22 protein-coding genes are annotated in these 25814 nt (G+C 26.5%); 17 read left to right on the top strand and 5 right to left on the bottom strand.

The features are described from left to right. Window positions 1–134 precede the first annotated feature (134 nt). The 3 genes from B5E75_RS11195 (at window position 135) to B5E75_RS11185 (ending at window position 2843) form a co-directional block, all read left to right on the top strand. On the top strand, window positions 135–1205 hold the full coding sequence (locus tag B5E75_RS11195; RefSeq protein ID WP_087359262.1) for a hypothetical protein: 1071 nt from the start codon (window positions 135–137) through the stop codon (window positions 1203–1205). Then, window positions 1202–2476, top strand: a complete 1275-nt coding sequence (locus tag B5E75_RS11190) for a hypothetical protein (RefSeq protein ID WP_087359260.1) — start codon at window positions 1202–1204, stop codon at window positions 2474–2476. The genes B5E75_RS11195 and B5E75_RS11190 overlap by 4 nt, the downstream gene beginning before the upstream one ends. A gap of 82 nt (window positions 2477–2558) precedes the next feature. Then, window positions 2559–2843 carry a hypothetical protein gene (locus B5E75_RS11185; RefSeq protein ID WP_087359258.1) on the top strand — a complete coding sequence of 95 codons (285 nt, stop codon included), beginning with the start codon at window positions 2559–2561 and terminating at the stop codon, window positions 2841–2843. Between the two features lie 14 nt (window positions 2844–2857). On the opposite strand, the gene B5E75_RS11180 is transcribed toward B5E75_RS11185, so the two are convergent. From B5E75_RS11180 to B5E75_RS11160, 5 genes are all read right to left on the bottom strand, one after another. After that, window positions 2858–4426 carry an AAA family ATPase gene (locus B5E75_RS11180; RefSeq protein WP_087359256.1) on the bottom strand — a complete coding sequence of 523 codons (1569 nt, stop codon included), beginning with the start codon at window positions 4424–4426 and terminating at the stop codon, window positions 2858–2860. Between the two features lie 210 nt (window positions 4427–4636). Next, the gene (locus B5E75_RS11175; RefSeq protein ID WP_087359254.1) at window positions 4637–5554 is read right to left on the bottom strand and encodes a hypothetical protein; all 918 of its coding nucleotides are present in this window, start codon (window positions 5552–5554) and stop codon (window positions 4637–4639) included. A 74-nt stretch (window positions 5555–5628) separates the two neighbouring features. Beyond that, complete coding sequence (locus B5E75_RS11170; RefSeq protein ID WP_087359252.1) at window positions 5629–6339, bottom strand: CpsD/CapB family tyrosine-protein kinase; 711 nt, start codon at window positions 6337–6339, stop codon at window positions 5629–5631. A gap of 3 nt (window positions 6340–6342) precedes the next feature. Further along, on the bottom strand, window positions 6343–7125 hold the full coding sequence (locus B5E75_RS11165) for a tyrosine-protein phosphatase (RefSeq protein WP_087359250.1): 783 nt from the start codon (window positions 7123–7125) through the stop codon (window positions 6343–6345). A 1-nt stretch (window position 7126) separates the two neighbouring features. After that, window positions 7127–7819, bottom strand: a complete 693-nt coding sequence (locus B5E75_RS11160; RefSeq protein ID WP_239480193.1) for a YveK family protein — start codon at window positions 7817–7819, stop codon at window positions 7127–7129. 245 nt (window positions 7820–8064) lie between these two features. Here B5E75_RS11160 and B5E75_RS11155 point away from each other — a divergent pair, with 245 nt between their 5' ends. The 14 genes from B5E75_RS11155 to B5E75_RS11090 all read left to right on the top strand — a co-directional run bounded on the left by B5E75_RS11155 (window position 8065) and on the right by B5E75_RS11090 (window position 25698). Then, window positions 8065–9978 (top strand): nucleoside-diphosphate sugar epimerase/dehydratase, encoded by a 1914-nt coding sequence (locus B5E75_RS11155; protein WP_241146664.1) that lies wholly within the window; start codon window positions 8065–8067, stop codon window positions 9976–9978. A gap of 119 nt (window positions 9979–10097) precedes the next feature. Continuing rightward, window positions 10098–10616, top strand: coding sequence for an antiterminator LoaP (gene loaP, locus B5E75_RS11150; protein ID WP_087359248.1), 519 nt, complete (start codon window positions 10098–10100; stop codon window positions 10614–10616). 97 nt (window positions 10617–10713) lie between these two features. Then, window positions 10714–11331, top strand: a complete 618-nt coding sequence (locus tag B5E75_RS11145) for a sugar transferase (protein ID WP_087359246.1) — start codon at window positions 10714–10716, stop codon at window positions 11329–11331. Beyond that, entirely contained in the window at window positions 11331–12119 is a 789-nt protein-coding gene (locus tag B5E75_RS11140; RefSeq protein WP_087359244.1) for an NAD-dependent epimerase/dehydratase family protein, read from the top strand. Before B5E75_RS11145 ends, B5E75_RS11140 begins: the two co-directional genes overlap by 1 nt. Next, window positions 12109–13017 (top strand): glycosyltransferase, encoded by a 909-nt coding sequence (locus B5E75_RS11135; RefSeq protein WP_087359242.1) that lies wholly within the window; start codon window positions 12109–12111, stop codon window positions 13015–13017. The genes B5E75_RS11140 and B5E75_RS11135 overlap by 11 nt, the downstream gene beginning before the upstream one ends. A 116-nt stretch (window positions 13018–13133) precedes the next feature. After that, window positions 13134–13727 carry an LbetaH domain-containing protein gene (locus B5E75_RS14960; protein ID WP_087359240.1) on the top strand — a complete coding sequence of 198 codons (594 nt, stop codon included), beginning with the start codon at window positions 13134–13136 and terminating at the stop codon, window positions 13725–13727. A gap of 1147 nt (window positions 13728–14874) precedes the next feature. After that, window positions 14875–15921, top strand: coding sequence for a glycosyltransferase family protein (locus B5E75_RS11125; protein WP_087359238.1), 1047 nt, complete (start codon window positions 14875–14877; stop codon window positions 15919–15921). Window positions 15922–15983: 62 nt separating this feature from the next. Beyond that, a complete protein-coding gene (locus B5E75_RS11120) occupies window positions 15984–16925 on the top strand; it encodes a glycosyltransferase family 2 protein (RefSeq protein ID WP_087359236.1) in 942 nt (313 codons plus the stop codon). A gap of 53 nt (window positions 16926–16978) precedes the next feature. After that, complete coding sequence (wecB, locus tag B5E75_RS11115; protein WP_275086216.1) at window positions 16979–18076, top strand: non-hydrolyzing UDP-N-acetylglucosamine 2-epimerase; 1098 nt, start codon at window positions 16979–16981, stop codon at window positions 18074–18076. Between the two features lie 153 nt (window positions 18077–18229). Further along, window positions 18230–19489 (top strand): O-antigen polymerase, encoded by a 1260-nt coding sequence (locus tag B5E75_RS11110; RefSeq protein ID WP_087359234.1) that lies wholly within the window; start codon window positions 18230–18232, stop codon window positions 19487–19489. Window positions 19490–19511: 22 nt separating this feature from the next. Next, on the top strand, window positions 19512–20420 hold the full coding sequence (locus B5E75_RS11105; RefSeq protein ID WP_087359232.1) for a glycosyltransferase family 2 protein: 909 nt from the start codon (window positions 19512–19514) through the stop codon (window positions 20418–20420). Between the two features lie 1548 nt (window positions 20421–21968). After that, window positions 21969–23135, top strand: a complete 1167-nt coding sequence (locus B5E75_RS11100; protein WP_087359230.1) for a nucleotide sugar dehydrogenase — start codon at window positions 21969–21971, stop codon at window positions 23133–23135. 164 nt (window positions 23136–23299) lie between these two features. Next, entirely contained in the window at window positions 23300–24640 is a 1341-nt protein-coding gene (locus B5E75_RS11095; protein ID WP_087359228.1) for an oligosaccharide flippase family protein, read from the top strand. Then, window positions 24637–25698, top strand: a complete 1062-nt coding sequence (locus tag B5E75_RS11090) for a polysaccharide pyruvyl transferase family protein (RefSeq protein WP_087359226.1) — start codon at window positions 24637–24639, stop codon at window positions 25696–25698. The genes B5E75_RS11095 and B5E75_RS11090 overlap by 4 nt, the downstream gene beginning before the upstream one ends. The last annotated feature ends 116 nt before the right edge of the window (window positions 25699–25814 follow it).

Genomic DNA, 25814 nt, shown 5'->3' with positions numbered 1-25814 from the left:
ATATCATACAATGAGCAAATGTTGGAATAGATTTGCTTTAGAAAAAGTTTTTCTTGTGCTTCGACATAATTATCCAAAAAGTATCTTTATTTGGCAAAAAGCATGGTATACTTATATAAAAGGATGTGAGAAAAATGCTTTGTTATTATAGTCAGTTTCAAACAAAACACTTAACCCAAGATAGACTTATTGATATGCTGCTGGAGTGGTTGGAACATTCTAAAAATAAAATGAATGGTTTAAATTATGATGGGCGTATTCCTTTTCAATATGAGATTGACCATAAAATATTAAATATACAAATCTTTGAACAGCGATATCTTACGCTTTATTTTTCAACAAAAGATAATTATAAAAATACACACTTTATAGTGGAAATTATTTATGATTTAATTGATGAAACAATACATTTACGTTTTTCTAAAGAAACTTCTAATGAATCCCGTTATATTTCTGCTGTATCTATACCTGCATTATTTAAAACAATAATGACATCACCTTATATTGAAGATGATGTTTATTCTTTTAATAATCAAGCACATCGTATAATTAATGTTGATCAATTAAAAGAAGTGAAAACAAAAAAGCCCCTGATTTATATGCGAACAAGATGGATTGATGCTAATCGTTTAGCAAGAGAAGTCTTAGGCTTGGCACATGTTTGTTATTGTATACAACAAAAAGAAGAAGGGTGTATAGAAATTATAGATGGTCAGGAGAGTCACTTTTATCAGTTAAATAAGAAAATAGCTTATCATTATCAGATTCGAGAAATCAATGAACTTTTAAGAAACATGACGATTCAACAATATAAAAATGTCATGCCTTCATATGATTCACTCTATCAAAAATGGCTTTATCATCAACAAAATTCAGCAATCAAGAATAGTCAAGAATATCAACAGGAATTTCAGGAAGAAATTATGCGTCGTCGACAAGAAATCAATGAATTGAAAGAATTTTATCATATGCTGTTGGAAGATATTGAAGAACAAAAACAAAAGAATGATCAACTATCACAAATTCATAATCATCATGGAACGACATTGTTAGCTATTGATGATATGGAAAAGGTCATTACTTATCGTCAAAAACTTTTGCAGTATATTCAACATAAAGCTAATGAATTAGAAGCAACACATGAAATTTATCGTCGCTTAGATATTCTTCATGCGATTCTTGAAAAGAATGGAGGAAAACTATGAAATCATTTTCAACTTATCTGGAATTGAAAGAGAAATGGACAATTTCTCAATTTATAGAGTCTTTGTTTCAAGTCTATGGTATAGAGTATCAAGATATAGATTATAATCAAAAAAGAATAGAAAATCATTGTTATGATATTTATCAATATCCTCATGATGGAAGTGTTGTTGTCCATTTATATCATCGTATGGAATACATTTATAATGAAAAAGAGGGAGGTCTATGTATTCATAATGATGGTTATCAAAAAGGATATCGGTATATTGATGAATTATTGTCAAAACATTTGATTAAGGATAAGAAAATTTCTTTAAGTAATCAACCTATAAAAATTTGTCATGAAAATAAACAACAGGTCATACAATGGTTGGATGGAGGAATTCAACTACCGATTCTTTATATTCGTTATGAAAAGATTGTTGATCCATTTTATCTGGCTCAACAATTAAGGGGAATTGCTTATGTTTTTTATGAAGACAATCAAGAAGTTGGCCATTGGATGGCAAAGCATTGTCAAAAGATTTTGACTAATAGTCGAGTGATTATTTATTATTTAAATGGAGATTATAAAACATATAGGTTTGCTAAAAAGGAATCACAGGATCAATTACAGCAGCGTATTTTACATCAATTGACTTTATATTTAAAACAAAGACAATATGGAAATGCATATAGTTTTCGCTATTTAGAGAAAAACTACTTAGATAATTTAAGACAGTTTGCACAAGATTATGAAAAACAGACGATTGATCAATTAGGGGAAGAAATTGATAAATTGGAAGAAGAAAAAGAGAAATATTGTGCGTTGATTAGTGGACTAGAGAGTGAATTAAATGTGCTACAGATGCAAAATGAAATATTAGAAGAAGAACTATCTTTTCAAGATAATTATACGCTTTTAGATAAAGGAGATATTCCAGAATATTATCAAGCTGAACAAAAAGATATTTTGTTAGATATGTTAGAAGATGATGTGAAAAAGAATCATGTTGAAAAAGAGGATTTGTGTTTGTTAAAAGATATTTTAAATCAAAATCCAAAAGATGGAACAAGAGATATGTATTTAGAAAAGATATTGAGAACTCTTATTAGTAGTTATGATTTTAATAAATTAAAAAAATATGGTATTTTTATGAAAGGAGATAAGAGTAAGCATTATCTGGTCATGTTCTTTGATAATTCCAGATATCAATCAACCCTTGCTTCAACACCGAGTGATCAAAATGCCTGTCGACAAGTTTATCGACAATTTAGAAAATATTTCTTTTAGCCGATAGAACAATAGGTGAAGCAATAAAAATATTGTGTAATGCAAAGCAAATGAAGTAGTTACCATTGCAGTGAGTCAACTGATGGAATCTTCTTTACCATATAAGAAGTTATCATGTCTTTGTTGTAATGAACCAATAGAACTAGTTTATTATAGAAAAACAAAGCGTTTGTTTTTTGGATGTACACATTATTTATCTCGTTTTAGTCAAAATACAATTATGAATCTACAGGTAGGTCTTTCTTATTTAAAAGAGTTAAATCGTATTGAATATCGTACTCTTGATGATTTGTTTGATTTTGATGATGATGGCCTTTTAAGGAATAGAAATAAATATTTATTGAAAAAATTGTATCATAAAAGATAAAAAGAACACCAGAGTTATATTTCTGTGGTGTTCTTTTCAATATGACATGTATGTTTCTTTGTTTTCTTATCATAACTGATTCCTACAATCAGTAAGTTATCTTTATACTTTTCTAATCCTTTTGGATATTTTTTCTCTTTAATCTGATCTATCGCTGTCTTGACTTCTTGATTCCATTTCAGCTCTATAATCATAGCTGGTTTATCTCGATATGGAATCAAAACAATATCCGCAAAACCTTTGCCAGTAGGCATTTCTCTTATCATTGTATAATGATTTCTGGCATAGATATATGCTAAAGCAAGTGTATATGACAATGCATTTTCATTGTTGTAAGTTAATATTGATGTATTGAGATGGGCTTCTTCGATATATCTTGCAACTGCTTCTTCATCTTTTCTCCATGTTGCCTCTAATAATTCACGACTATTTAACAATGCCTTTGTCGTTTCTTCCCAGTTTGAATCTTCTATAGAATCAATAAAACTCGTTGATACTTCCTTGTTAGGAATATAGCAGGTATGATCTGAATTATTATATCCCAGATATCCAAGATGTATTAGAAGTGTTAAGACATCATCCTTTGATTTGAATGTTGTCATATCATTTTGGAACTTACTTGTATTAACATCTATACTCTCTCCTGATAATAGTTGAACGATGTTATCCTTCAAATCATCAAAGTTCATATCTATATAAACCTGCAAGGCTTCATAAGTTTCAGTAGATGTCCAATAGTTTTCATACTTTCTGTCCATAAGAGCATAAACAACAGAACGATGATTGTAGACAGAAATGTCATTTGACATGCGATATCCATCATACCATTGCTTCATCTCGTTATAATCCATATTATATTTTAAGCATAAATCATAAACTTCTTGTTCAGTAAATCCCATGAAAGATTCTAATGGCGTTGCATTCAACATGGATATTTCCTTAAACATATTCAAGGCACTGTGTGTTCCGTATTTCTTAATAGGCAGTATACCAGTCATATAAGCCAGTTCTACATAGGGCTTATCTTTCAATAGGTTTCTTAAGAAATCTAAATATTGTTTCTGTGCTTCTTTATCCTGCTTGTACTCTCTAAAGATGCAATCCCATTCATCTAGGATAAAAATAAATCTTGCATCTGCTTCAACATAGACATCTTCCATGATTTGAATAAGATCTGATGGATCAATATAATCGACATCTGAAAAGACTTTCTTAATTTCTCTAAATATCAATTTGGCGAGAAGTAAGATCATTTTATTGACGTCATGAGTCTTACTTAAAAAGTCCTGCATATTAATATGAATGACATGATGCTGATTAAGATATTCTAAATAATGATCAGTCTGACTGATTTTGAGTGAATCAAAAATATGATGAGAATCACAACCTTTAGAATAATAGGCAACAAGCATATTGGCATCTGTACTCTTTCCAAAGCGTCTAGGTCTTGATACGCATAATTTATTATCACCAGTACCTATCAATTGATTCGTATAGTTAATCAGTAATGATTTATCTACATATATAGGATTGTTAATTGCCTGTTGAAAACTATCATTTCTTGGATTGAAATATAATCCCATGCTTATCACCCTTTCTTGTTTTATTATATCATTTGCATAAATAAAATACCATGAGTATATGTATGAAAAAGCTTTAGTCAGTTACTTTGGAATACTATTTAGAGTTACTTGAAATTTTTAAAACTTATAAATTGTCATTTCTGAATTTAAAAAACCAGAAAGAAATATCCTATAGATATAAGTTTCTGGTTTGAATTGAAATCAATATTTTTAATCTTGTGTTGCTTTTATATCTTGCTTATCAAGGTATTTTAAATCTTGCATTTTTTCAATGATTTGTTTAGCTAGAAGTTCGTGGAAATCTTCATTTCCATCTACAAGATTATCAAGTAACAAACTGCGAGGAATATATCCTTTATCTAAATCATCCTGATCATCATCTGTTGGGGTGATATTTGCATCTTTTAATCCGTTCTTTAATAAATAATCTCTAAATGATAAGAAATGTTCTTCATGTTCTTCTTCTAAGACTGCATTCATATCGTTAACGATTTGAAATGTTCGTTTAGATGTAAGAGAAACAACAATATATTTTTTGATACCGAGTTGGTTAAGTATAGCGCGTTGATATGTAATCGTTTTAAATATGCTACCTGATTCATAAGGATCATAGGTTCCTGTAAAAATAACTGCAATACCATTTTTATCAAAACTAGGAAAGTCAGTTGTGATTTGTGTATAATCGTCAATTGATGTTTCATCACCAGCTTCATCTCTTGTAAAAGTATGAATATCCTTTTCATCATCATATTTTAAAATACCACTGATTCCCTTGATTTCTACATTTGAAAAATTACTTCCTTTATTTTTGAGAACATCTAATTTATCATGATCTTCATCATATAAAGTGATTTCAACAGGATCTGTCTGAGCTGGAATTGTTATATCATGAGTATATATTTTTGTTCTTCCTACTCTAATAGCTAAATCTATTGTCTGATCTTTTTGACCACCAAAAGTTTCAATGTTGCAGTTTGTAAGCTGTGATAGATAAGTGGGATAAGCATGAGATTCAAGTGTTAAACTATCTCCAATGCAGTAAATAGTTTGATCGCTGGTTTGTTTTGAAGATACGGGTTGATCTTTTTGGAGGTTCTGATATTTTTTGCTTTCATTACGTGTAATCAATGTATTATAACCCATAAGGGTTAAAATAATACATATGAGAAGAATAACAATTAAAGGAAATGATAGTTTCTTCATTAGTAATAATAATGATATGAACCAGAACCAGATTCGGCTTTTGTTAAAACGCTCCCAATAACATTGACATTACTACGTTTTAATAGATCAACACATTGAGCAGCATCTTTACGTTTTGTATCCTTTGCAGAAACAACAAAGATTGTTCCATCAACAGCATTTCCTACTGGTATAGCATCAGAGATTGATCCGATAGGAGCACAATCGATAATAATAAAATCAAAATTCTGTTTTAAAACTTTCATATATTCTTTAAAAGTATCTGAACTTAATAATTCTGAAGGATTAGGAACATGAATCCCAGCAGTAAGAACATATAACAATCCAGAAAATGATTGGTCATTGACTGTTTGAAAATATTCGTCATTGAAACGATGTGTTTTCCCAAATTCAATAAGAGCATCAGTCAGACCTGAAGAATTAGATAAACGCATATATTTATGTAACATTGTTTTTCTTAAGTCACAGTCAATAATTAAAACCTTTTTATACTTTGTAGCAAATATAAAAGCTAGATTCATTGATGTTGTTGACTTAGCTTCACCAGGTTGTGATGAAGTAATCGCAATAGATTTGATAGGGTTATCAACATTAGAAAATTCAATATTTGTACGAATGTGTCTAAAAATTTCTGTATAGTCGAATTGTGATTGTTTTTTTGATTTTTCTAAAATGTTTAAAGTTTTACGATATTTTTTCTTTTGAGCCATAAATTATCTCCTTTTAAATAATTTTTTGAAAAAAGACTGATTCATTTGAATTGTTTCTATTGCTTCATTTTGAAGAACATGTAAAGGATTATCAAACATTAATGCTTTTAATGTCTGGTAGTCATATTTTTTTGATAATAATTGATAAACTTCTAATAAACAAGGAATACGATGTCCCTGACTTCTATGTGTATCCGTTGCTATAATATGAAGTAAACCATTATTTAATAATTGATAAGCATTATTTTTTACAGTTTTCCCATGTACTCCTAATAGACTTGAAGCATTGACTTGGATGACATAACCATTATCAATCCATTGTTCAATACGTTGTAAATCAATACCATGAGGGAAATATCTCTCTGCATGAGCAATAATAGGTTTATAACCCTTTATTTCAATTTCATAAAGATAATCTTCCACTTCATATTCTTTTCCTAATTCTTTTCTTACATCAAATTCAACAAGTAAATAAGATGTATTTTCAATAGGTATCAATAACTGATGATCTATAGCTTGAATGTAATCATGATTTAAAAATAATTCACAACCTTCATAAACAGTGATATTTTCTTGTTGAGCTAATAACTTAAGATCATTGATTCTCTTTTTAAAATGTTGGATGTCTGTTTCATTATGTGTACCTGGAACAACATGAGGTGTTGCGACGATAGAAGAAATGTTATTTTCTTTAGCCAGTTTTAAAGCTTTGATTGCTTCATCTTGATTAGCAATTCCATCATCAATACCCCAGGCATAATGTCCATGAATATCTATAAACTGCATATTAATTATCAAAGTAAGGAATAGAACCTAAACAAGGAATACCTAAGTATTTTTCAGCTTCTTCCTTATTATGAATATGTGTGTCTAACATAAATTTAATAAATAGATATCCAACACTTAGAAAAGCACCAATGAGTGCACCAATAACAAGATTCATTTTTAAATTAGGTGATACAGGAGCATCAGCAATTTGAGCCTGATCAATGGTAGAAATATTGTTAATGTTTAAAGTATCTTTTGCTTCCTTTTTAAAAGTAGAAACAAGCTCATCTACAATATTTTTACTTAATTCTGGATCAGTTGTTGTTGCAGAAATACTAATAATCTGTGTATTTGTCTGATTGCTGATAGTGACACTACTGCTTACTTCAGCAGTTGTTATTCCTAAACTTTCAGCAACCTGGCTTTGAATGTTATTACCCTTTAACATTTCAATATAGTTATTTACCATTAAACTATTGGCATTAATTTGCGTATAATCAACCATACCCTCTGTTACTTCTGGTTTAGGATAAATACTGGCTGTTGATTGATATTTACGACTGATAAAAAAAACTGTGATAACACCAGCAATAATGGACATTGTTAAAATACTAATAATAATAAGCTTATATTGTGCTTTAAGTAAAGCAAATAATTCCCCTAAATTAATCTCAATTTCATCTTCATTTTTCATGATTTCTTGTTCAACCATAAAAACCTCCTTGTTGATTGTTAAAATTGTAGAAATATATGCCAATTGTCACGAAGTGCTTGATTATTGATAATAAAAATGTTATGTTATTCATGTCATGTGACTTCTGTGTGACCGTTTATATTTCAATATGTATTATGCGTGATTCAATGAAAAAAATCAAGACATTATCAAATGTTTTAAACATATTGTCATAATTGGTTATGAAAAAATGAGGTCATGGCATTAAAAACGAAGGGAAAGGGATGATTATGCGACATATAGGGGATAAATATCAATTACTCATTCGACGAATTATTTTAGTTGTAGTAGATATGATAAGTTTATTGTTAAGCTATTATGGTTCCATGATGTTATATGACTATCGTATGATAGAAGAATTTGCCTTCTATGAAACAATACCAATAGTCATATCGCTTATCGTTGTGAGTTTAGGTATATTTGCAGTTATGAAACTGTATAGTAGCTTATGGCAGTTTGCTTCAATCAATGAACTTATTAATATTGTGATTTCCACATTGTTGAGTACTATGGCATTTATGATAATCAATATGATAACAGGCAATCAATTGCCAGTAAACATGATAATTGGTTATTGGATGATTAGTACTTTGTTAGTAGGTGGAATACGTTTTAGTTATCGCTTTTTAAGATTATATGCAAGTCGTCATGCTTTATTTGGTAGATCAGATGTTCCTAATAAACGAGTGATGATTGTAGGTGCTGGTGCGGCTGGAGAAAAAATATTAAGAGAAACATTGAATACTAAAGGATTACATAAAACAATTGTTTGTTTTATTGATGATGATCCACATAAAATAGGAAGAAGAATACATGGTATTCCTATAGTGGGAAATAGAGAAAGTATTAAAAACAGTGTATCTAAATATAAAATTGATGAAATATATATTGCTTTACCATCAGTGGATAAAAAAGAAGTAGCTAAAATATTAAATATCTGTAAAGAAACAAAATGTAAGTTAAAAAGATTACCAGGTATTTATCAGTTTATTAATGATGAAATTATTTTGAATAAACTGAAAGATGTAGAAGTTCAGGATTTACTTGGTAGAGATCCAATTAGAGTGAATCTTGATGAAATTATGTCTTATGTTACAAATCGTGTGATTATGGTTACTGGTGGAGGGGGATCTATTGGTAGTGAGTTATGTAGACAAATTGCTGAAAGATCACCTAAACAGCTGATTATTATTGATATTTATGAAAATAATGCATACGATATTCAATTAGAATTAAAGCGTAAATATCCAAAATTAGATTTACAAACCATGATAGCATCAGTAAGAGATGTAGGGAAAGTCAATGACTTATTTGAAAAATATCATCCTGATATTGTTTATCATGCTGCTGCACATAAACATGTTCCATTAATGGAAGATGCACCACATGAGGCTATCAAGAATAATGTTTTTGGTACATTAAATGTTGTCAAGGCTTGTGATCAGTATCATGTTAAAAAGTTTATTTTGATTTCGACAGATAAAGCTGTTAATCCTACAAATATTATGGGAGCATCAAAACGTATTTGTGAAATGATAGTTCAGGCTTATGATCAATTATCAAAAACAGAGTATGTGGCTGTAAGATTTGGAAATGTTTTAGGGTCTAATGGATCAGTGATACCTTTATTTAAAAAACAAATTCAAAATGGAGGGCCAGTAACGGTGACACATCCTGATATTATTAGATATTTTATGACTATTCCAGAAGCAGTATCTCTTGTTTTACAGGCGGGTGCTTATGCTAAAGGTGGAGAAATCTTTGTCTTAGATATGGGTAAACCTGTAAAGATATTGGATATGGCAAGAAATCTTATTAAATTATCTGGGTATGAACCAGATGTTGATATTAAAATTGAATTTACAGGATTGCGTCCAGGTGAAAAACTTTATGAAGAAATGTTGATGAAAGAAGAAGGAATGCAGACAACACCGAATAAATTAATTCATATTGGACATCCTATAGAAATGGATATACCTGTATTTTTGAAAGAATTAGATGAATTAAAAGTCATTGCTTATGATGAAAGCAGTGATATGAGAAAAGCTGTTAAACATATTGTAAGTACATATCATTATGATACTGGAAAACAAAAAGTGAAAAGAAAAATCAAAACACAAGAAGCTGTTGTATCTTAAAAAAGATTATTTATCAATAATCGTCGCAGGGTCGCGTTATTGAGATAATCTGTTATAAAAAACTGTGTCGAAATAAAAAAGTTTCGATAGGATAACTGTATTCTCAGGAAGGTTGAGATATGTATGACAATTGGTATGCCGTGCAAGTAAGAAGTGGTCAGGAAGAAGAAATCGTAAGAAAATGCGAAATTCTGATTCAAAAGGATGTCTATAAAGAATGCTTTATTCCAAAATATAAACATATGAAGAAGTTTAGAGGAAAATGGCATGATATAGAAGATATTTTATTTAAAGGTTATATTTTTATGATTACAGATCATGTTGATGATTTGTTTATTGAATTAAAGAAAATCCCAGACTTAACAAAACTATTAGGAAATGATGGCGAGAATATTTATCCTATATATAAACAAGAAGCAAAGTTTTTAGCACAGTTTGGAGGTAAGCAGCATATTGTGGATATGTCTGTTGGGTATATTGAAGGTGATGTTATTCATATTAATGAAGGACCTTTGATTGGATATGAAGGACATATTGTGAAAATTGATAGACATAAGCGTATTGCTTATGTAGATATATCGTTATTTGGTAGAGAAACAACTGTTAAAGTTGGATTAGAAATTATTAGTAAAACTTAGTGAAGTTATACAGGTGTATATCTTTTTTTATACACTTTTTTAGTTTATATAAAATCAAAAGGATAATCCGCTATTATCCTTTAAAGGGAGTGGATATATGTATAGAAACTGTATAAAGAGAATACTGGATTTCATACTGTCGCTTTGTGGACTGATTGTTCTCAGTCCCATTTTTCTTATTCTTTGCATATGGATTAAGCTAGATTCAAAAGGACCGATTCTTTTCAAGCAGAAAAGAGTCGGCAAGAATAAAAAGTATTTCAACATATATAAATTCAGAACCATGTATACTGATACACCAAAGGATATGCCGACACATATGCTGTCAAATCCTGATCAGTATATCACAAAGGCTGGTCATTTTCTTAGAAAGACATCTCTTGATGAACTGCCACAGATCATTAATATCCTGAAGGGTGAAATGGCAGTAATTGGCCCTCGACCTGCATTATGGAACCAAGATGATCTGATAGCAGAAAGAGATAAATATCATGCCAATGATATTAGACCAGGACTGACAGGCTGGGCTCAGATCAATGGCAGAGATGAACTGGAAATTGATGTCAAGGCAAGACTGGATGGAGAATATGTAGAACGCATATCTTTTTTATTTGACTTGAAATGCTTCCTTGGAACAATCACATCAGTACTGAAATCTGATGGTGTTGTTGAAGGTGGTACAGGTGAGCTTCACAAAAGGGATGGTGAAGCCTAGTGAAAAGAATATTGATTACTGGGGCTAACAGTTACATTGGGACTTCCTTTGAAAAGTATATGAATGAAAACTATCCAAATGATTATCAGATAGATACATTGGATATGTTGAATCCAAACTGGAAAGATTATGATTTTAGCAGCTATGATGTTGTGTTTCATGTAGCTGGAATTGCACATCAAAAGGAAACTAAAGAAAATGCACATTTATACTATAAAGTTAATAGAGACTTAGCAATTAAAACAGCAAATATATCAAAAAAATCAGGAGTTAAACAATTTATATTTATGAGTTCTATGAGTGTTTATGGATTAGATTGTTCAGATGAACTGATTAATTTGCAAACACCCTTACATCCAAAAACAAATTATGGTAAAAGTAAATTGGAAGCTGAAATAGAAATACAGAAATTAATTGATAAAGATTTTGTAGTTTCAATTTTACGTCCACCTATGGTTTATGGAGACAATTGTCCTGGAAATCTCACTAAACTATTCGAAGCAGTGAAAAAAATTCATTTATTTCCTACTATAAAGAATGAAAGAAGCTCTATAACAGTAGAAAAATTATCAGAAGAAGTTAAAAATATTATTGATGAATGTTCTAATAAGATATATTTGCCACAGAATGATACATATATGTGTACTTATGAAATAGTAAAGAAACAGATGAAACAAAAAAGGATTAAAGTTAAATATATATATATATTTAATCCATTGATTAAATTATTTATAGGGAAAATAAACTTAATAAGTAAATGCTTTGGAGATTTAAAATATGAAAAATAAGATATTAATTATGATGTCAACTTTTAATGGAGAAGATTTTATAAAAGAACAATTAGATAGTATCATGGCACAAACAGTAGATTTTGATTTGCTAATTCGTGACGATGGTTCTAAAGATTCTACATTAGAAATTTTAAAAAAGTATGCAAAAAATAAGTCCAATATTAGGATATTGGTTGGTGAAAATATAGGATGTAATCAAAGTTACTTTACTTTACTTAAAAATGCAGGTGTTTATAAATATTATGCGTTTTCAGATCAAGATGATATATGGGATGCTGACAAATTACAAATTGCTATTTCTACTATTGAAAATTCAAAGTTAGAAGGACCATTATTATATGGCTCATGTTCAAAAATACTAAAAAATAATATAATTACTGGAACAACAAAAAAAAAATATACGGAAATAAATTTTTATAATACTATTGTACAAAATTTTCTTCCTGGGCATTCACAAGTGTTTAATTATGAACTTTTTAAACAAATAAAATGTGACCTGAATTATGATAATATATATGTCTATGATGCATGGATAACCAATGTTGCTGCGATAACGGGTAATATTATTTTTGATAATAATCCCCATACATTATATCGTATGCATAATCAAAATGTTTTAGGATTTGGAGAGAATTATATATCTTGGATAAAAAACAGATTTATGAAACTTATTAACAATGAAATTTCACAATATTCAAAACAAATAACATATTTTACAAATGTATATTATAATGATTTAAATTATAATCAAAAGCAAGAAATGTTAAAATTTGAGAAAAGTAAAAAAAATTTTTTAGCTAGGATAGAATATATTTTTAAAACAAAACTATATCGACAATCAAAAATAGAAACGATGTATTTTAAAATTTTATATCTGCTAAATTTTTATAAATAATGATTTTTAAGGTATTATTGCGATAAGTAAAATAACTTTTTTAATTAACAATAAATAGGAGTTGAGAAAATAGATTATTAAATATTTTTTGATGAATAGTTAATAGTCTTTTTATTATGTATAGTTATTATTCTTTTGGTGAAAAAATAAAAAATATTTATGCATTAATTTTTACAAAACTTTTTTTTAAAAATGCAAGATTAGTTAGAAGGCCTTTTTATATACGAAATAAAAAAAATATTCAATTTGGCAAAAATTTTACTTCAGGATATAATCTTAGACTTGAAGCAGGTAATAATGAAACATCATTAATATTTGGAGATAATGTTATTGTTGGCGATTATTGTCACATCGTAGGAAGAAAAAGATTGATTATTGGAGACAATACTTTAATAGCTTCGAGAGTTTTTATATCTGATACATCTCATGGTAATTATTCAGCAAAAAATGGAGCCAATCCCAATACTATTCCAAATCAAAGAGAGTTGTATTATAAAGATGTTAATATAGGGTGTAATGTCTGGATTGGCGAAAATGTTTCTATATTATCAGGGGTAACAATTGGAAATGGATGTATTATTGGTGCGAACAGTGTAGTGACAAAAAGTTTTCCAGACAATTGTATTATTGCAGGGAATCCAGCTAGAATTATAAAAATTTGGGATGGCAAAGAATGGATTAATAAAAAAATTTCAAAAAAAGGATTATAGTAAAAGAAAGTGTAACTGTCATTATTCAGTTTTTCACATATTAACTGGTTAGATTCTGTAATGAGAAGTTTGATTAATCAGGCAATGTTATAACAAAAAATTACAATTATTAATAAATGTTAAGGATTTATGTAAAGTTTAATAAGAATAAAAATCTCTGACTAAATGGTTAAATTCTGTAAGTTATTTATAAATAAGAGAAATCTGAATTTATAATAAATATTTATCAATTGTAGTAGAGAGAAGTAGACTAATCAAGTTTCATGATAATACATAATTATAGAATATAAATAAAACTGTTAAAAATTTTTAGAACTAAAGGAGATAAGGAAAGCAATAGAAGAATGACCAATATGAAATATTTGCAGCAATTGCAGGAAGAATGGTTGATGCTAATCATTTGAAAACATAATATCTTTTAAAACAACTTTAAGATGTTAAAGAATCAAAAAAATTCTTTTTGTAGGCATTATCAAAAATATTATAATGTACATTGTCCATATGAATGCAACTATATATTTTCTATAAATGAAGAACATTATATAAATCTAAATCATTGAAAAATTTAATACTATTAAAAATTTGATTTTTAGAAATTCAATCGTAGAATTAAAAATAAAAAAAGATTAAAGTTATTTCCAGGTTTTTTTGTGAGAATATGAAAGGATTGACAGATTTGAAAAGTCTATATTAATTGATGTAATATTTTTTAAATTAACTAAAGTAATTTCATAAAGTTAGCCATTTTCGCTATCAGGATTTATTGCATATTGAATAATGAAACAATCACAAAATATGATTTATAAAAATTATTCTTTTTTTAATGAAAAATGTTGTCTATTACTTCTTAAAGAAAAATATATATTTTAAAATAATGATATTTTTTTATCAATAATAGAAATAAAATTTAAAATAGCGTAATTATAAAAAAATATGCATAAAAAAATCACATTCATAAAGTTGAGAGTCATATTATAAGATAAATTTATTAATTGATTTAAAATAATAATATTATTATATTGTTTTATACTTTCATATGGATCAGAAGTGAAAGGACATAAAAATTTAATATAATTATTATATGACGTAATTTTGTACCAATTTGTTATAAATTAATCTTAAAAAGAAAGGTGTAAGTGTAAGATATATGAGTAAAATATGCTTTATCTCCGTGGGAAACCTGTATACCATACCATATATTAAAGTCTATGAAGAAATTATTGAAGAAGATTTTGATATTATTTATTGGAATAGAGATAATATTATGGAAAATACAAGAGCAAAAAGAAAATTTGTGTTAGATAAAAAAGTAAATAATTATTTTGATAAAATATGTGGATATTTAAAATTTGCAAGACTATCGTATAAGACAATAAAAAATGAGAAATATGAGTCTGTTATTTTTTTGAGTACAATTGCTGCAGTATTAAATTATAAAACAATAAAAAAATTAACTGCACAATATATTATTGATATTCGAGATTATACATTTGAAAATAATAAATTATTTAAAAATTTAGAGGATAAAATATTTAAAAAAGCTAAAATTATTATTATTTCATCGCCCGCATATAGATGTTTTTTACCTAGACATTATCATTATTATGAGTTACACAATGTTCAAAATATAAATCCAGATAAAATACCTACATTAAAAAATAAAAATCAAAAAAAAGTTTTATCATATATTGGTACAATTTCATATATAGATGAAAATAAAAAAATTATAGATTACTTTGCCAATGATGAAAGATTTATTTTGAAATTTATTGGTAAAAATTCTGAAATTTTAAAAGAATATTGCAAAAGAAAAAATATTAATAATGTTTTTTTTATAGGAAAATTTAAACCTGATCAAATTTTAGATTTATATAGTGGAACTGATGTTATTATTAATGCATATGGAAACAATAATCCACGATTGGATTATGCTCTTTCTAATAAATTGTATTTTGCTACTAAGTTATATTTACCTATTATTGTAAGCAAAAATACGTATATGGAAAAGGTTACAGCTGATTTAGGTATTGGTTTAGTATTTAATAATAATTTGAAAGATCAAATTCTTAGTTTTAAAATGGATGATAATAAAAAAGAAATTCTTGATAATTTTAATAAAAAAATCATAAAAATTAATAAAGAAACTAGAGAAATAATTAGAGAATGTGTTGCAAAAGATGCTAAAACTTATTAAATCCTTTAGCAATATTTATGCAATCAATCTAATATAAATCAAAAAAAGATATGGAGTAATTTATGAAAAATCAAAACCTTGTAAGTATAATTGTGCCAGTTTATAATGTTGAAAAATACATTTTAAATTGTATTAATAGCCTAAAAAGACAAACTTATAGTAATTTTGAAGCTATTTTTATAAATGATGGTAGTTTAGATAATAGCATATCAATTATTAAAAAGAATTTTGATTCTAGATTTAAAATTGTTACAAAGGAAAATGGAGGATTAAGTTCTGCAAGAAATTTTGGATTAAAGTATATTAGAGGAAAATATGTAATGTTTCTAGATAGTGATGACTATATTAAAGAAGATATGATTGAAAAAATGTTAAAAACAATACTTGAGAAAGATGTAGACTTTGTTCAAAGTGGGTTTATATATAAATATGAAAATTTTGAAAAGGAAGTTTACCTTCAAGAACATAAATATTCTGGAACTATTAAATATAATTATTTTAATAGTTCAAAAACTTTTATACCTGTATGGAACAAATTGTATAATTATCAATCTATCAAAGATTTAATATTTAAAGAGGGATATAATTTTGAAGATATTATATATACATATGATTTATTCAATTGTTGTAAATCATACTATAATATTTCTGAAGCCTTTTATTATTATGTACAAAGAGAGAAAAGTATAATGCATGATAAAAGTATCAACAATTTATTTAAACCAATAAAATCGATAGATGTAATACTAGAAAAAGCATTGAAGAGTAATGATTTATTATTAATTCAGCTTTGTTATTATAAAAAATATAGGACTCTAATAGACTTATATAGATCTTTAAAACATATTAAAAAAATAGAAATAAAAGAACTAAAAGAAATTAGAAGACAGTTTAGTTACATTAAAGTGAGAAGATATATTAGTTTAAAGGATAAAATTGTCACACTCATTTCTTTTTTTTCATATCGTCTTCTTTTTTTTCTACTAAATATTAAAGATAGATAATCAATAAAATAATATGATTTATTCATAATAAAAACAAGGAGGTAATGTTTATTATGAAAATAATGATAGTATTTGGCACAAGACCAGAAGCAATAAAAATGTGCCCATTAGTAAATGAATTTAAAAAAAATAATGCAAAAGTAACTGTTTGTGTTACTGGACAACATAGAGAAATGCTTGACCAAGTATTAAATGTATTTAATATAACACCAGATTTTAATCTTTCGATTATGAGAGAAAAGCAAACTTTGTTTGATGTTACAACAAATATTTTAAATAAAATAAAAGATGTATTAGAGAGAGTTAAGCCAGATATTGTGTTAATACATGGAGATACAACAACATCTTTTGCAACGGCATTAGCATGCTATTATTTACAAATTCCTGTAGGTCATGTTGAAGCAGGATTAAGAACATATAATATATATTCACCGTATCCAGAAGAATTCAATAGACAGGCAGTAAGTATTATTGCTAAATATAATTTTGCACCGACTGAAATAAGTAAACAAAATCTGATAAATGAAGGGAAGAAAAAAGAAAGCATCTTTGTAACAGGTAATACTGCAATTGACGCATTGAAAACAACAATTAAATCTGATTATCAACATCCTGAATTAGAATGGGCTAGTGATTCCAAGCTAATAATGTTAACTGCACATAGAAGAGAAAATCTTGGAGAACCAATGCAGCATATGTTTAAAGCAATAAGAAGAATAATTGAAGAACATGATGATGTAAAGGTTATATATCCAATACATATGAATCCAATGGTCAGAATGGTAGCTCTTCAAGAATTAGGTAATTGTGACAAAATTCATATTATAGAACCTTTAGATGTTCTAGATTTTCACAATTTTCTAGCTAGAAGTTATATGGTTCTTACAGATAGTGGTGGTATACAAGAAGAGGCACCTTCCTTGGGAAAACCAGTGCTCGTAATGAGGGATACCACAGAAAGACCAGAGGGAATTAAAGCCGGAACGTTAAAGTTGGTTGGAACTGATCAGCAAACAATTTATAATAATTTTAAATTGTTATTAGAAAATAAAGAAGAATATAAAAAAATGTCTCATGCATCTAACCCATATGGTGATGGAACTGCCTGCAAACAAATTGTTGATATAATATTAAATCAAAATATAGATTGATTAATCTTAATTAAATTGAAATTTATATTAAAAATGAACTTTACAAGTTTACTTAAATTTTAGTTTATAATTTTCATAATTTAAATACAGAATATAAAAATTTTGTATAAGAAGGTATTGAAAATATTAATTTTTTGTTGAAAGGAATTGGTTATGAGTATAAATCTTTTTATAATTATTATAGAAGTATTGATTTTCGCTATATTAACATTTTTTAAATTTAATAAAATAATTACTTTAAATAACCTATTTAATCTTGTTTGGACAAGTTCATTAATCTTAAATATAGTTTACAGCTATTATGGAGATATTTTAAAAATTTCAAATAAAGTAATTAATATGGTAATTGTTGTAATATTTTTTTTTAATATAACATATTTACTTTTAAGTAATAAACATAAATATAAAGTTATAAATATCGATAGTTTTATTATAAATTATAACTTAGTGAAATGGTTTTTTTTTATTTCACTTATTTTATATTTACCAAATTTGATTGATAGTTTTTCTATATTAATTAGTTCTGGTTTTTCTTTTGCAGCGATACGTTCAAATTATTTATCTGTAATGGGTGCAGGAAGAGGAGTATATGTATATATTACACAGATAATTCCAAATGGAATTTGTAATACAATTATGTTGATATCATCATTTGATTTAGCAAGAAAGAATTATTCAAATTTAAAATATAGCATTATTTTAATGTTAGTTAATATTCTATGTTTTGGTGGCCGAGGTATTCTGTTAAATTTCATTATATATTATATTATTTCATTATTTTTATTTAAATCTAAAAATCAAAAAATAAATATTAATAAAAAAATTGCATATCCTCTCACATTGATTATTATTGTAATGACATTTTCAAGAGGAACTGGTGATCTAGGTTTTTTTGGAATGTTATCAAAGTATTTTTATCAACAATTTAGTTTTTTTGAATTAATTATAGAAAATCCTTCCATTTTCGATATAAATAATAAGATATATTATGGTTATATAACGCTAGGTTTCGTTTTTGCTCCAATTGCATTAATTCTTAGTATTTTTAAGTCTAATATTCAATTACCTAGTGTGCTAATTGATATTCATTCACAGATATTTTATAACATAGGTACAGGAAGTACTGTTCATTTAATAAATAATAATACTACCTCTTTATATACATATATTATGGATTTTGGCATAAACTTTTATTTTATTGGTTCCATAATATTAGCAATATTGATAATATATATTGAAAAGAAAAAAACAATTTCAAATAAAAACATATTTTTCTACAATATGTTATATGTATATATGATTAGAGTAGTTTTATATACTCCATTGCATTATAATTTAAACAGTATATCAACTTCTTTAACTATGATATGTCTGTATTTTATAACAAGAAAAGTTAGAGTAACAATTTATTAGAATATTTGGATAAGGAGTTAATATGAGTAAATTAGTATCAGTGATAATCCCAACCTATAAAGGAATTTATACTATAGAAAAAGCAATAAATAGTGTATTGATTCAAACATATCAAAATTTTGAAATAATAATAGTAGATGATAATGGAATAGGAACTATATGTGGAAATCAAACAAAAAAAATAATCAGACAATATAATAATAAAAAAATAAAATATATTCAACATAAATCCAATCAGAATGGCGCTTATGCTCGTAATACAGGAATAAATGCAAGTCAAGGAGATTTCGTTACTTTTTTGGATGATGATGATTACTTTGAGAGGACAAGATTAGAAAAATGTGTATATCAATTAAAAAAATACAATGAATATGATGGTGTTTATACTTCCGTTAACATTGTTAAAAATAATAAAATAATTAATATTATTAAGGCAAAAAAAAGTGGTTCATTATCTGAAGATCTATTATTGAATGAAAATTTATTTGGCACAGGAAGTAATCTTTTTTTGACAAGAAAGTCTGTAAAACAATTAGGCGGCTTCAATGTAATGTATACAAGAAATCAAGATTATGAATTCATGTTAAGATTTTTTAGACAATTTAAAATAATAAATTATAATGAAGCATTAGTAAATAAAACACTTGGGGGCACAAACATTCCTACAGTAAAAAAATATATAACTATTAAAAAAATGATTTATAATGATTTTAAAAATGAAATTAATTTGTTATCAGAACAAAAAAAAACTATGTTATTATCTAATACATTAAACACACTATTAAATTCAGCATACTTATATCAAAGTATGTCTGATATTGTTTATGTTGAATCATTATTTAATAAATATGGTGTTAAAATTGGCATAAAAAATAGAATAAGAAAAATATTTTTAAAATTTGGAATTTATAAACTAATTAGATTTAAATAAGTTATTGATATTTTAGTTTATTTATTTATCATATAAAATTTCTCTTTTTTTAAATGTAAATTTTAAATAATATGTTTATAAATAACTGGAATTCAATTTGTAATTATAAAACTTTCAAATTGAGTTAATTGATAAAATAAAGCATCTATAATATTACATAGAAAAGATTTTATTTAGAATTTTATATTAGCAGATAAATTTTCTTTTAAAAATACATAATATTAAAATGGAAAATATTAGAAAACTTATAATACTTACTATATTAAGCATCATAGAAGATGATATAAAATTACCCTCCAAGGTTCATTCGTAATAAGATGTGTAAAAAACAAAATTATAAAAATAGTACATATCACAACGACAATAGGAAATTACCATGATAAATATGATTTATATTGGAATAGGTATCCATAAAATCATATATAATTTATGTTGTATTCATTCATTAATTAGAGAAATTGTTGCATTAGCATAATGTAGAGATGATATAAAGAATATTCTTCAATTTGTTTAATGAGCAAAAAAAAGAATAAATGAAGATAATGAGATTGAGGTTATAACAGGATATGAAGCAGGACGCCTGGGATGTTCAATGTATTTATATAGATATCATCAACAATATATAGGTTAATTAAAAACAAAAATGTCAATAATAGCAAGATAGATACCTATAATATCGAAACTTACCATTGCATAAAGCTGTTCATGTACCAATGGAATTAAGAACTTCATCTGATTGAGAGAAGATATTGACTTTTCAAGAAAACAAATCAAACAGTAAATTAGTGCACTTGCTTTAAGAGATTGAATCAGCTACGAAGGTAAATGCAATTGGACAATTGCGTATATCAAATGATTGGAAATAATTAGTCTAGGTGATATCATATGAAAAACATTGAATGAATATTTGAATAATCATCTTCAAAAAATACAATCAAAAATAGAGTGATTTTCAACGCTTTCTAGTATCAAAACATTTGTGGCTAATTTAGCTATATTATTTAAATAATATTGTAGTAAAGATAAGCAATACAATACGCTAATGGCTAAGATGAGAAATATTCTGATTGGAAAAATGCCGGAAGAATGTATACAGCCACTGGTATAAGGAACAACAGGAATGAAATAAAAAGTACTATAAAAAGGACAGAATGATACGTCCATAGCTTATGCTAATAAACTAGTTGAAAGATTGCAGAAAACATTCAAGAAAACAATATTAAAAGGTAAACTATATAATGTAGTTATTGTGGCAATAGTAAGAGATATTACAGATTTAATATGGAGAATGAAAACAGGAAAAATATAGTTAAAAGTTCTATTGATATTTATTAGAGTATAAATATAGCAATCAAATGATAGAGTTTATCATTTGATTAATAACAAAGCTATTTGAAAATAATTAAAAAGGAAGACTAAAGTCAAAAAATAAACACATATGAAATTAAGCAATTCTATTATGAATGTATAATTTATATTTGATGAACATCACTTTAAAATAGAAAGGAGAAGTATGAGAATTTATATAATTATCATACTAAAATAAACATGAACATTACAATAGCAGGAACAGGATATGTAGGATTAAGTATCGCTACATTATTTGCTCAACATCATCATGTTGTAGCTATAGATATTATTCAAGAAAAAGTAAATATGATTAACAATAAAAAGTCTCCTATTCAAGATAAAGAAATAGAAGACTTTTTATTAAACAAAGATTTAGAGCTTTATGCTACTACTGATGCTAAAGAGGCATACAGTGATGCAGATATCATAGTTGTAGCTGCACCTACGAACTATGATGATGAAACGAATTCATTTGATACAAGTGCAGTAGAAAATGTTATTGAATTGGCGTTAAAATATAATTCCAAAGCTTTTATTGTTATTAAAAGTACGATACCTGTTGGTTATACAAAACAGGTTAATAAAATGTTTAATACTGATAGAATTATCTTTTCACCAGAATTCTTAAGAGAAGGAAAAGCATTATACGATAATCTTTATCCTTCAAGAATTGTTGTTGGTGAACAAAGTGAAAGAGCAAAGGTATTTGCTGATTTATTACAGGAAGGGGCTATCAAGAAAGATATTCCTGTCTTGTTTACAGATAGTACAGAAGCAGAAGCTATTAAACTATTTGCGAACACATACCTTGCATTAAGAGTAGCATATTTTAATGAATTAGATACTTATGCAGAAATGAAAGGGTTGAATACAAAGCAGATTATTGAAGGTGTATGTCTAGATCCTAGAATTGGTAATCATTACAACAATCCATCATTTGGATATGGCGGATATTGCTTACCAAAGGATACGAAACAATTAAAGGCTAATTATAAGGATGTACCAGAGAACTTAATATCAGCAATCGTCGCATCTAATACAACAAGAAAAGATCATATTGCACAGGAGATATTGAATAGAAATCCAAATGTTGTAGGAATCTATAGATTAACAATGAAAAGTGGATCAGATAACTTCAGAGCGAGTGCAATACAGGGTATCATGAAAAGAATCAAAGCCAAAGGTATTGAAGTCATAGTTTATGAACCAACATTAAAGGATGATATGTTCTTTAATAGTAAAGTTATTAGAGATTTAAGTGAATTTAAGCAGGTGAGTGATGTCATAGTTGTAAACAGAATGACTAATGAAATCAAAGATGTCAAAGATAAAATATATACTAGAGATTTATACGAAAGAGATTAAAATAATAAGTAAAATAATTTATATGTTTTATATACTATTTTATTACTATAATAAGATATTATTAAATCAATATAAAAGATAAGTGCAAAATGAAATGAAACATTTAGAATATAAGCTCATTGTATTTCAAAATGTATTATGTAAGGGGTGTGTGATAGAAGCTTATGAAAAAAGTTAAAATATCAAATGGATTAAAGAATGTGGGAAAAATTTCTTCAGGAACTCTATTAGGTCAACTAATAGCTATTGTTTCATTACCTATACTTACTAGACTTTATGGCTCAGAAATTATTGGTTATATGACATTATTTACGTCAATTGCTACTGTAATTAATTCTTTTTCAGATTTAGGATTAACTAATGCAATTATGATAGCTAAAAATGAAGAAAAATCTTATCAAATATATAAAGTAGTTTCATCGATAAATTTTTTTATTTCAATAATTTCTTTTTTTATAATTCCATTAATATACAGTGGTGAGAAGCAATATAATCCTTTTTTTATTGGTTTTATGGTTTCTATCATAGTTTTAACTCAACAACAAATACAAATAAGTTATACATGGTTAAATAAAAATCAAAAATATAATATTTTGATGAAAAACCCTGTAATTAATCAAGTTTCAATTTTTGTAATTGCTGTTGGATTATATTTTATAGGAGTTAATAAATACGGATACTTTATTGGAACTTTAGTTGGTCAACTTTTAACACTAATTAATATGAAAAGATGCTTACCCAAAAGTAAAATTGTTTTTAATTTGTCAAAATATAAAAACGTTATTAATGAAAATAAAGATTTTGTTTTCTATCAACTTCCAACAACAATATTAACAAATGTAAAAAATCAATTACCAACTTTTTTGATAAATAATTTTTTTGGAACTACAATACTAGGTTACTACTCTATAACTCAAAAAATTTTAAATATTCCTATTAACCTTTTAGCTAATGCGATAGGTAAAGTTTTCTTTAGCAATATATCAAAAATGGTACAAAACGGTGAAAAAATAGGAGAATATGTTTTTCAAAATTTAAAAAGAGCAACTTATATTTCTATAGTTCCAATCACACTTCTTATATCTTTAAGTAACATAGCTATATATATCATTATGGGGTATTTTAATGATGTTGCTTCCCAAATGCTTCAAGCATCATCTATTCAAGCTATCTTTACTTTTTTAATGGCATCTTTATCTGGAATTTACATAGTTATAAAAAAACAAAATTATGCACTAAAATCAGTCATTGCTCAAATGTTAGGATATATTATAGGATTTGGATTAGGAAAATTTATATTCAATGATGTAGTTCTAGCGTTGTATATTACGACAATAATCTATTCTATTATCCAAATTGTATACTTTTGTTTTATTTTTAAAGCAATGAATATATCTCCTATGAGATATCTTAAAAATGTTATGTTATGTCTATTATTAATAATCACACTGTCTGTTATTTTAAGTTTAGTGTTTAATCAATTTTTTGAAGGAGTTATATTATGATAAAGAAAAAAATCAATGTGTGCACAATGACACATCATACTGTTCCAAACTTTGGAGCTGTTCTTCAAGCTTATGCCTTGCAAAAAGCTTTGGAAAAATTGTCTGTTGAAAGTGAAATATTAAACTATAAAAGTATGAGAGTAGAAAAAAATTATTATCGTTCTTTTAAATTATGTAAAACAGCAAAAGATAAAATTAAATATTTTTTATTCTTTTTTCAAAGAAAAAGATATAAAAAATTTGATAATTTTGTTTCGACTAATTTAAAAATCAGTAAGCAATACAACAGGGAAGATTTACCAACGGCTGAAGATAAATATGATTTGTTTATCACAGGAAGTGATCAAGTGTGGAATTTAAACATACATAATGGAGATACATCATATATGTTAGATTTTGTGAAAGATAATTCTAAGAAAGGATCTTATGCAGCCAGTTTTGGCTATATGGAAATTCCAAGTATTTATAAAGATATCAGTTTCAATTTATTAAGACAATTTACATATTTATTGCTTAGAGAAAGAACAGGTATTGATATAATAAATCAATTAAATATTAATACACACGCAGATCAAGTGTTAGATCCAACATTATTATTAACGAAAAATGACTATGAACCTTTTATAAAATCAAGGGAAAAAACAAAATATATATTATTGTATGATTTAATTTGTTCCAATGAATTAAAAGAATTTGCATTCAAACTGTCAAAAGAAACAAAATTGGATGTAATTTCTATTAACTCGTCATTTCAACGAATAAAAGGAGCAAAAAACATTTTTTCTGCTGGTCCAGATGAGTTTATAGATTTAATAGCAAAGAGTGAATATGTAGTTACTTCTTCATTTCATGGTATTATATTCTCTATGATTTTTAATAAAAATTTCTATTTTGGACTTAACAAGGAAAAAATTAATAATAATTCACGTATTATTGATTTAGCTAACAAATTTGGGTTTAGTGATAGAAACATAGAATATATTTCAGAAATAAAAGATATTGAATATAATCCAATAAATATGAAGATAGAGAAAGAAAGAAAAAAATCTATAGACTGAACCGCCCCTGTCAAGTAGACAGGTGAAATAATTAAAAATGTTTTTGATGAAGTTGCCGAGGAGACAACTTCATTTTTCTTTATGCAGCTAATGTTGTATTACTTGTATAATGTTCT

The organism is Massiliimicrobium timonense, from assembly GCF_002160865.1.
Classification (GTDB): Bacteria; Bacillota_I; Bacilli_A; order Erysipelotrichales; family Coprobacillaceae; genus Allocoprobacillus.
Note: the sequence above shows the minus strand (reverse complement) of the source record. Positions and strands in the feature narration are given on the sequence as shown.

Bases quoted from the DNA above. Each gene is read 5' to 3' on its own strand.
- B5E75_RS14960 (WP_087359240.1), top strand. From the start codon at position 13,134: ATGTATAGTTATTATTCTTTTGGTGAAAAAATAAAAAATATTTATGCA.
- B5E75_RS11105 (WP_087359232.1), top strand. From the start codon at position 19,512: ATGAGTAAATTAGTATCAGTGATAATCCCAACCTATAAAGGAATTTAT.
- B5E75_RS11090 (WP_087359226.1), top strand. From the start codon at position 24,637: ATGATAAAGAAAAAAATCAATGTGTGCACAATGACACATCATACTGTT.
- B5E75_RS11190 (WP_087359260.1), top strand. From the start codon at position 1,202: ATGAAATCATTTTCAACTTATCTGGAATTGAAAGAGAAATGGACAATT.
- B5E75_RS11095 (WP_087359228.1), top strand. From the start codon at position 23,300: ATGAAAAAAGTTAAAATATCAAATGGATTAAAGAATGTGGGAAAAATT.
- B5E75_RS11120 (WP_087359236.1), top strand. From the start codon at position 15,984: ATGAAAAATCAAAACCTTGTAAGTATAATTGTGCCAGTTTATAATGTT.
- B5E75_RS11185 (WP_087359258.1), top strand. From the start codon at position 2,559: ATGGAATCTTCTTTACCATATAAGAAGTTATCATGTCTTTGTTGTAAT.
- B5E75_RS11180 (WP_087359256.1), bottom strand. From the start codon at position 4,426: ATGGGATTATATTTCAATCCAAGAAATGATAGTTTTCAACAGGCAATT.
- B5E75_RS11170 (WP_087359252.1), bottom strand. From the start codon at position 6,339: ATGGCTCAAAAGAAAAAATATCGTAAAACTTTAAACATTTTAGAAAAA.
- B5E75_RS11110 (WP_087359234.1), top strand. From the start codon at position 18,230: ATGAGTATAAATCTTTTTATAATTATTATAGAAGTATTGATTTTCGCT.
- B5E75_RS11145 (WP_087359246.1), top strand. From the start codon at position 10,714: ATGTATAGAAACTGTATAAAGAGAATACTGGATTTCATACTGTCGCTT.
- B5E75_RS11155 (WP_241146664.1), top strand. From the start codon at position 8,065: ATGATTATGCGACATATAGGGGATAAATATCAATTACTCATTCGACGA.
- B5E75_RS11195 (WP_087359262.1), top strand. From the start codon at position 135: ATGCTTTGTTATTATAGTCAGTTTCAAACAAAACACTTAACCCAAGAT.
- B5E75_RS11160 (WP_239480193.1), bottom strand. From the start codon at position 7,819: ATGGTTGAACAAGAAATCATGAAAAATGAAGATGAAATTGAGATTAAT.
- wecB (WP_275086216.1), top strand. From the start codon at position 16,979: ATGAAAATAATGATAGTATTTGGCACAAGACCAGAAGCAATAAAAATG.
- B5E75_RS11135 (WP_087359242.1), top strand. From the start codon at position 12,109: ATGAAAAATAAGATATTAATTATGATGTCAACTTTTAATGGAGAAGAT.
- B5E75_RS11165 (WP_087359250.1), bottom strand. From the start codon at position 7,125: ATGCAGTTTATAGATATTCATGGACATTATGCCTGGGGTATTGATGAT.
- B5E75_RS11100 (WP_087359230.1), top strand. From the start codon at position 21,969: ATGAACATTACAATAGCAGGAACAGGATATGTAGGATTAAGTATCGCT.
- loaP (WP_087359248.1), top strand. From the start codon at position 10,098: ATGTATGACAATTGGTATGCCGTGCAAGTAAGAAGTGGTCAGGAAGAA.
- B5E75_RS11125 (WP_087359238.1), top strand. From the start codon at position 14,875: ATGAGTAAAATATGCTTTATCTCCGTGGGAAACCTGTATACCATACCA.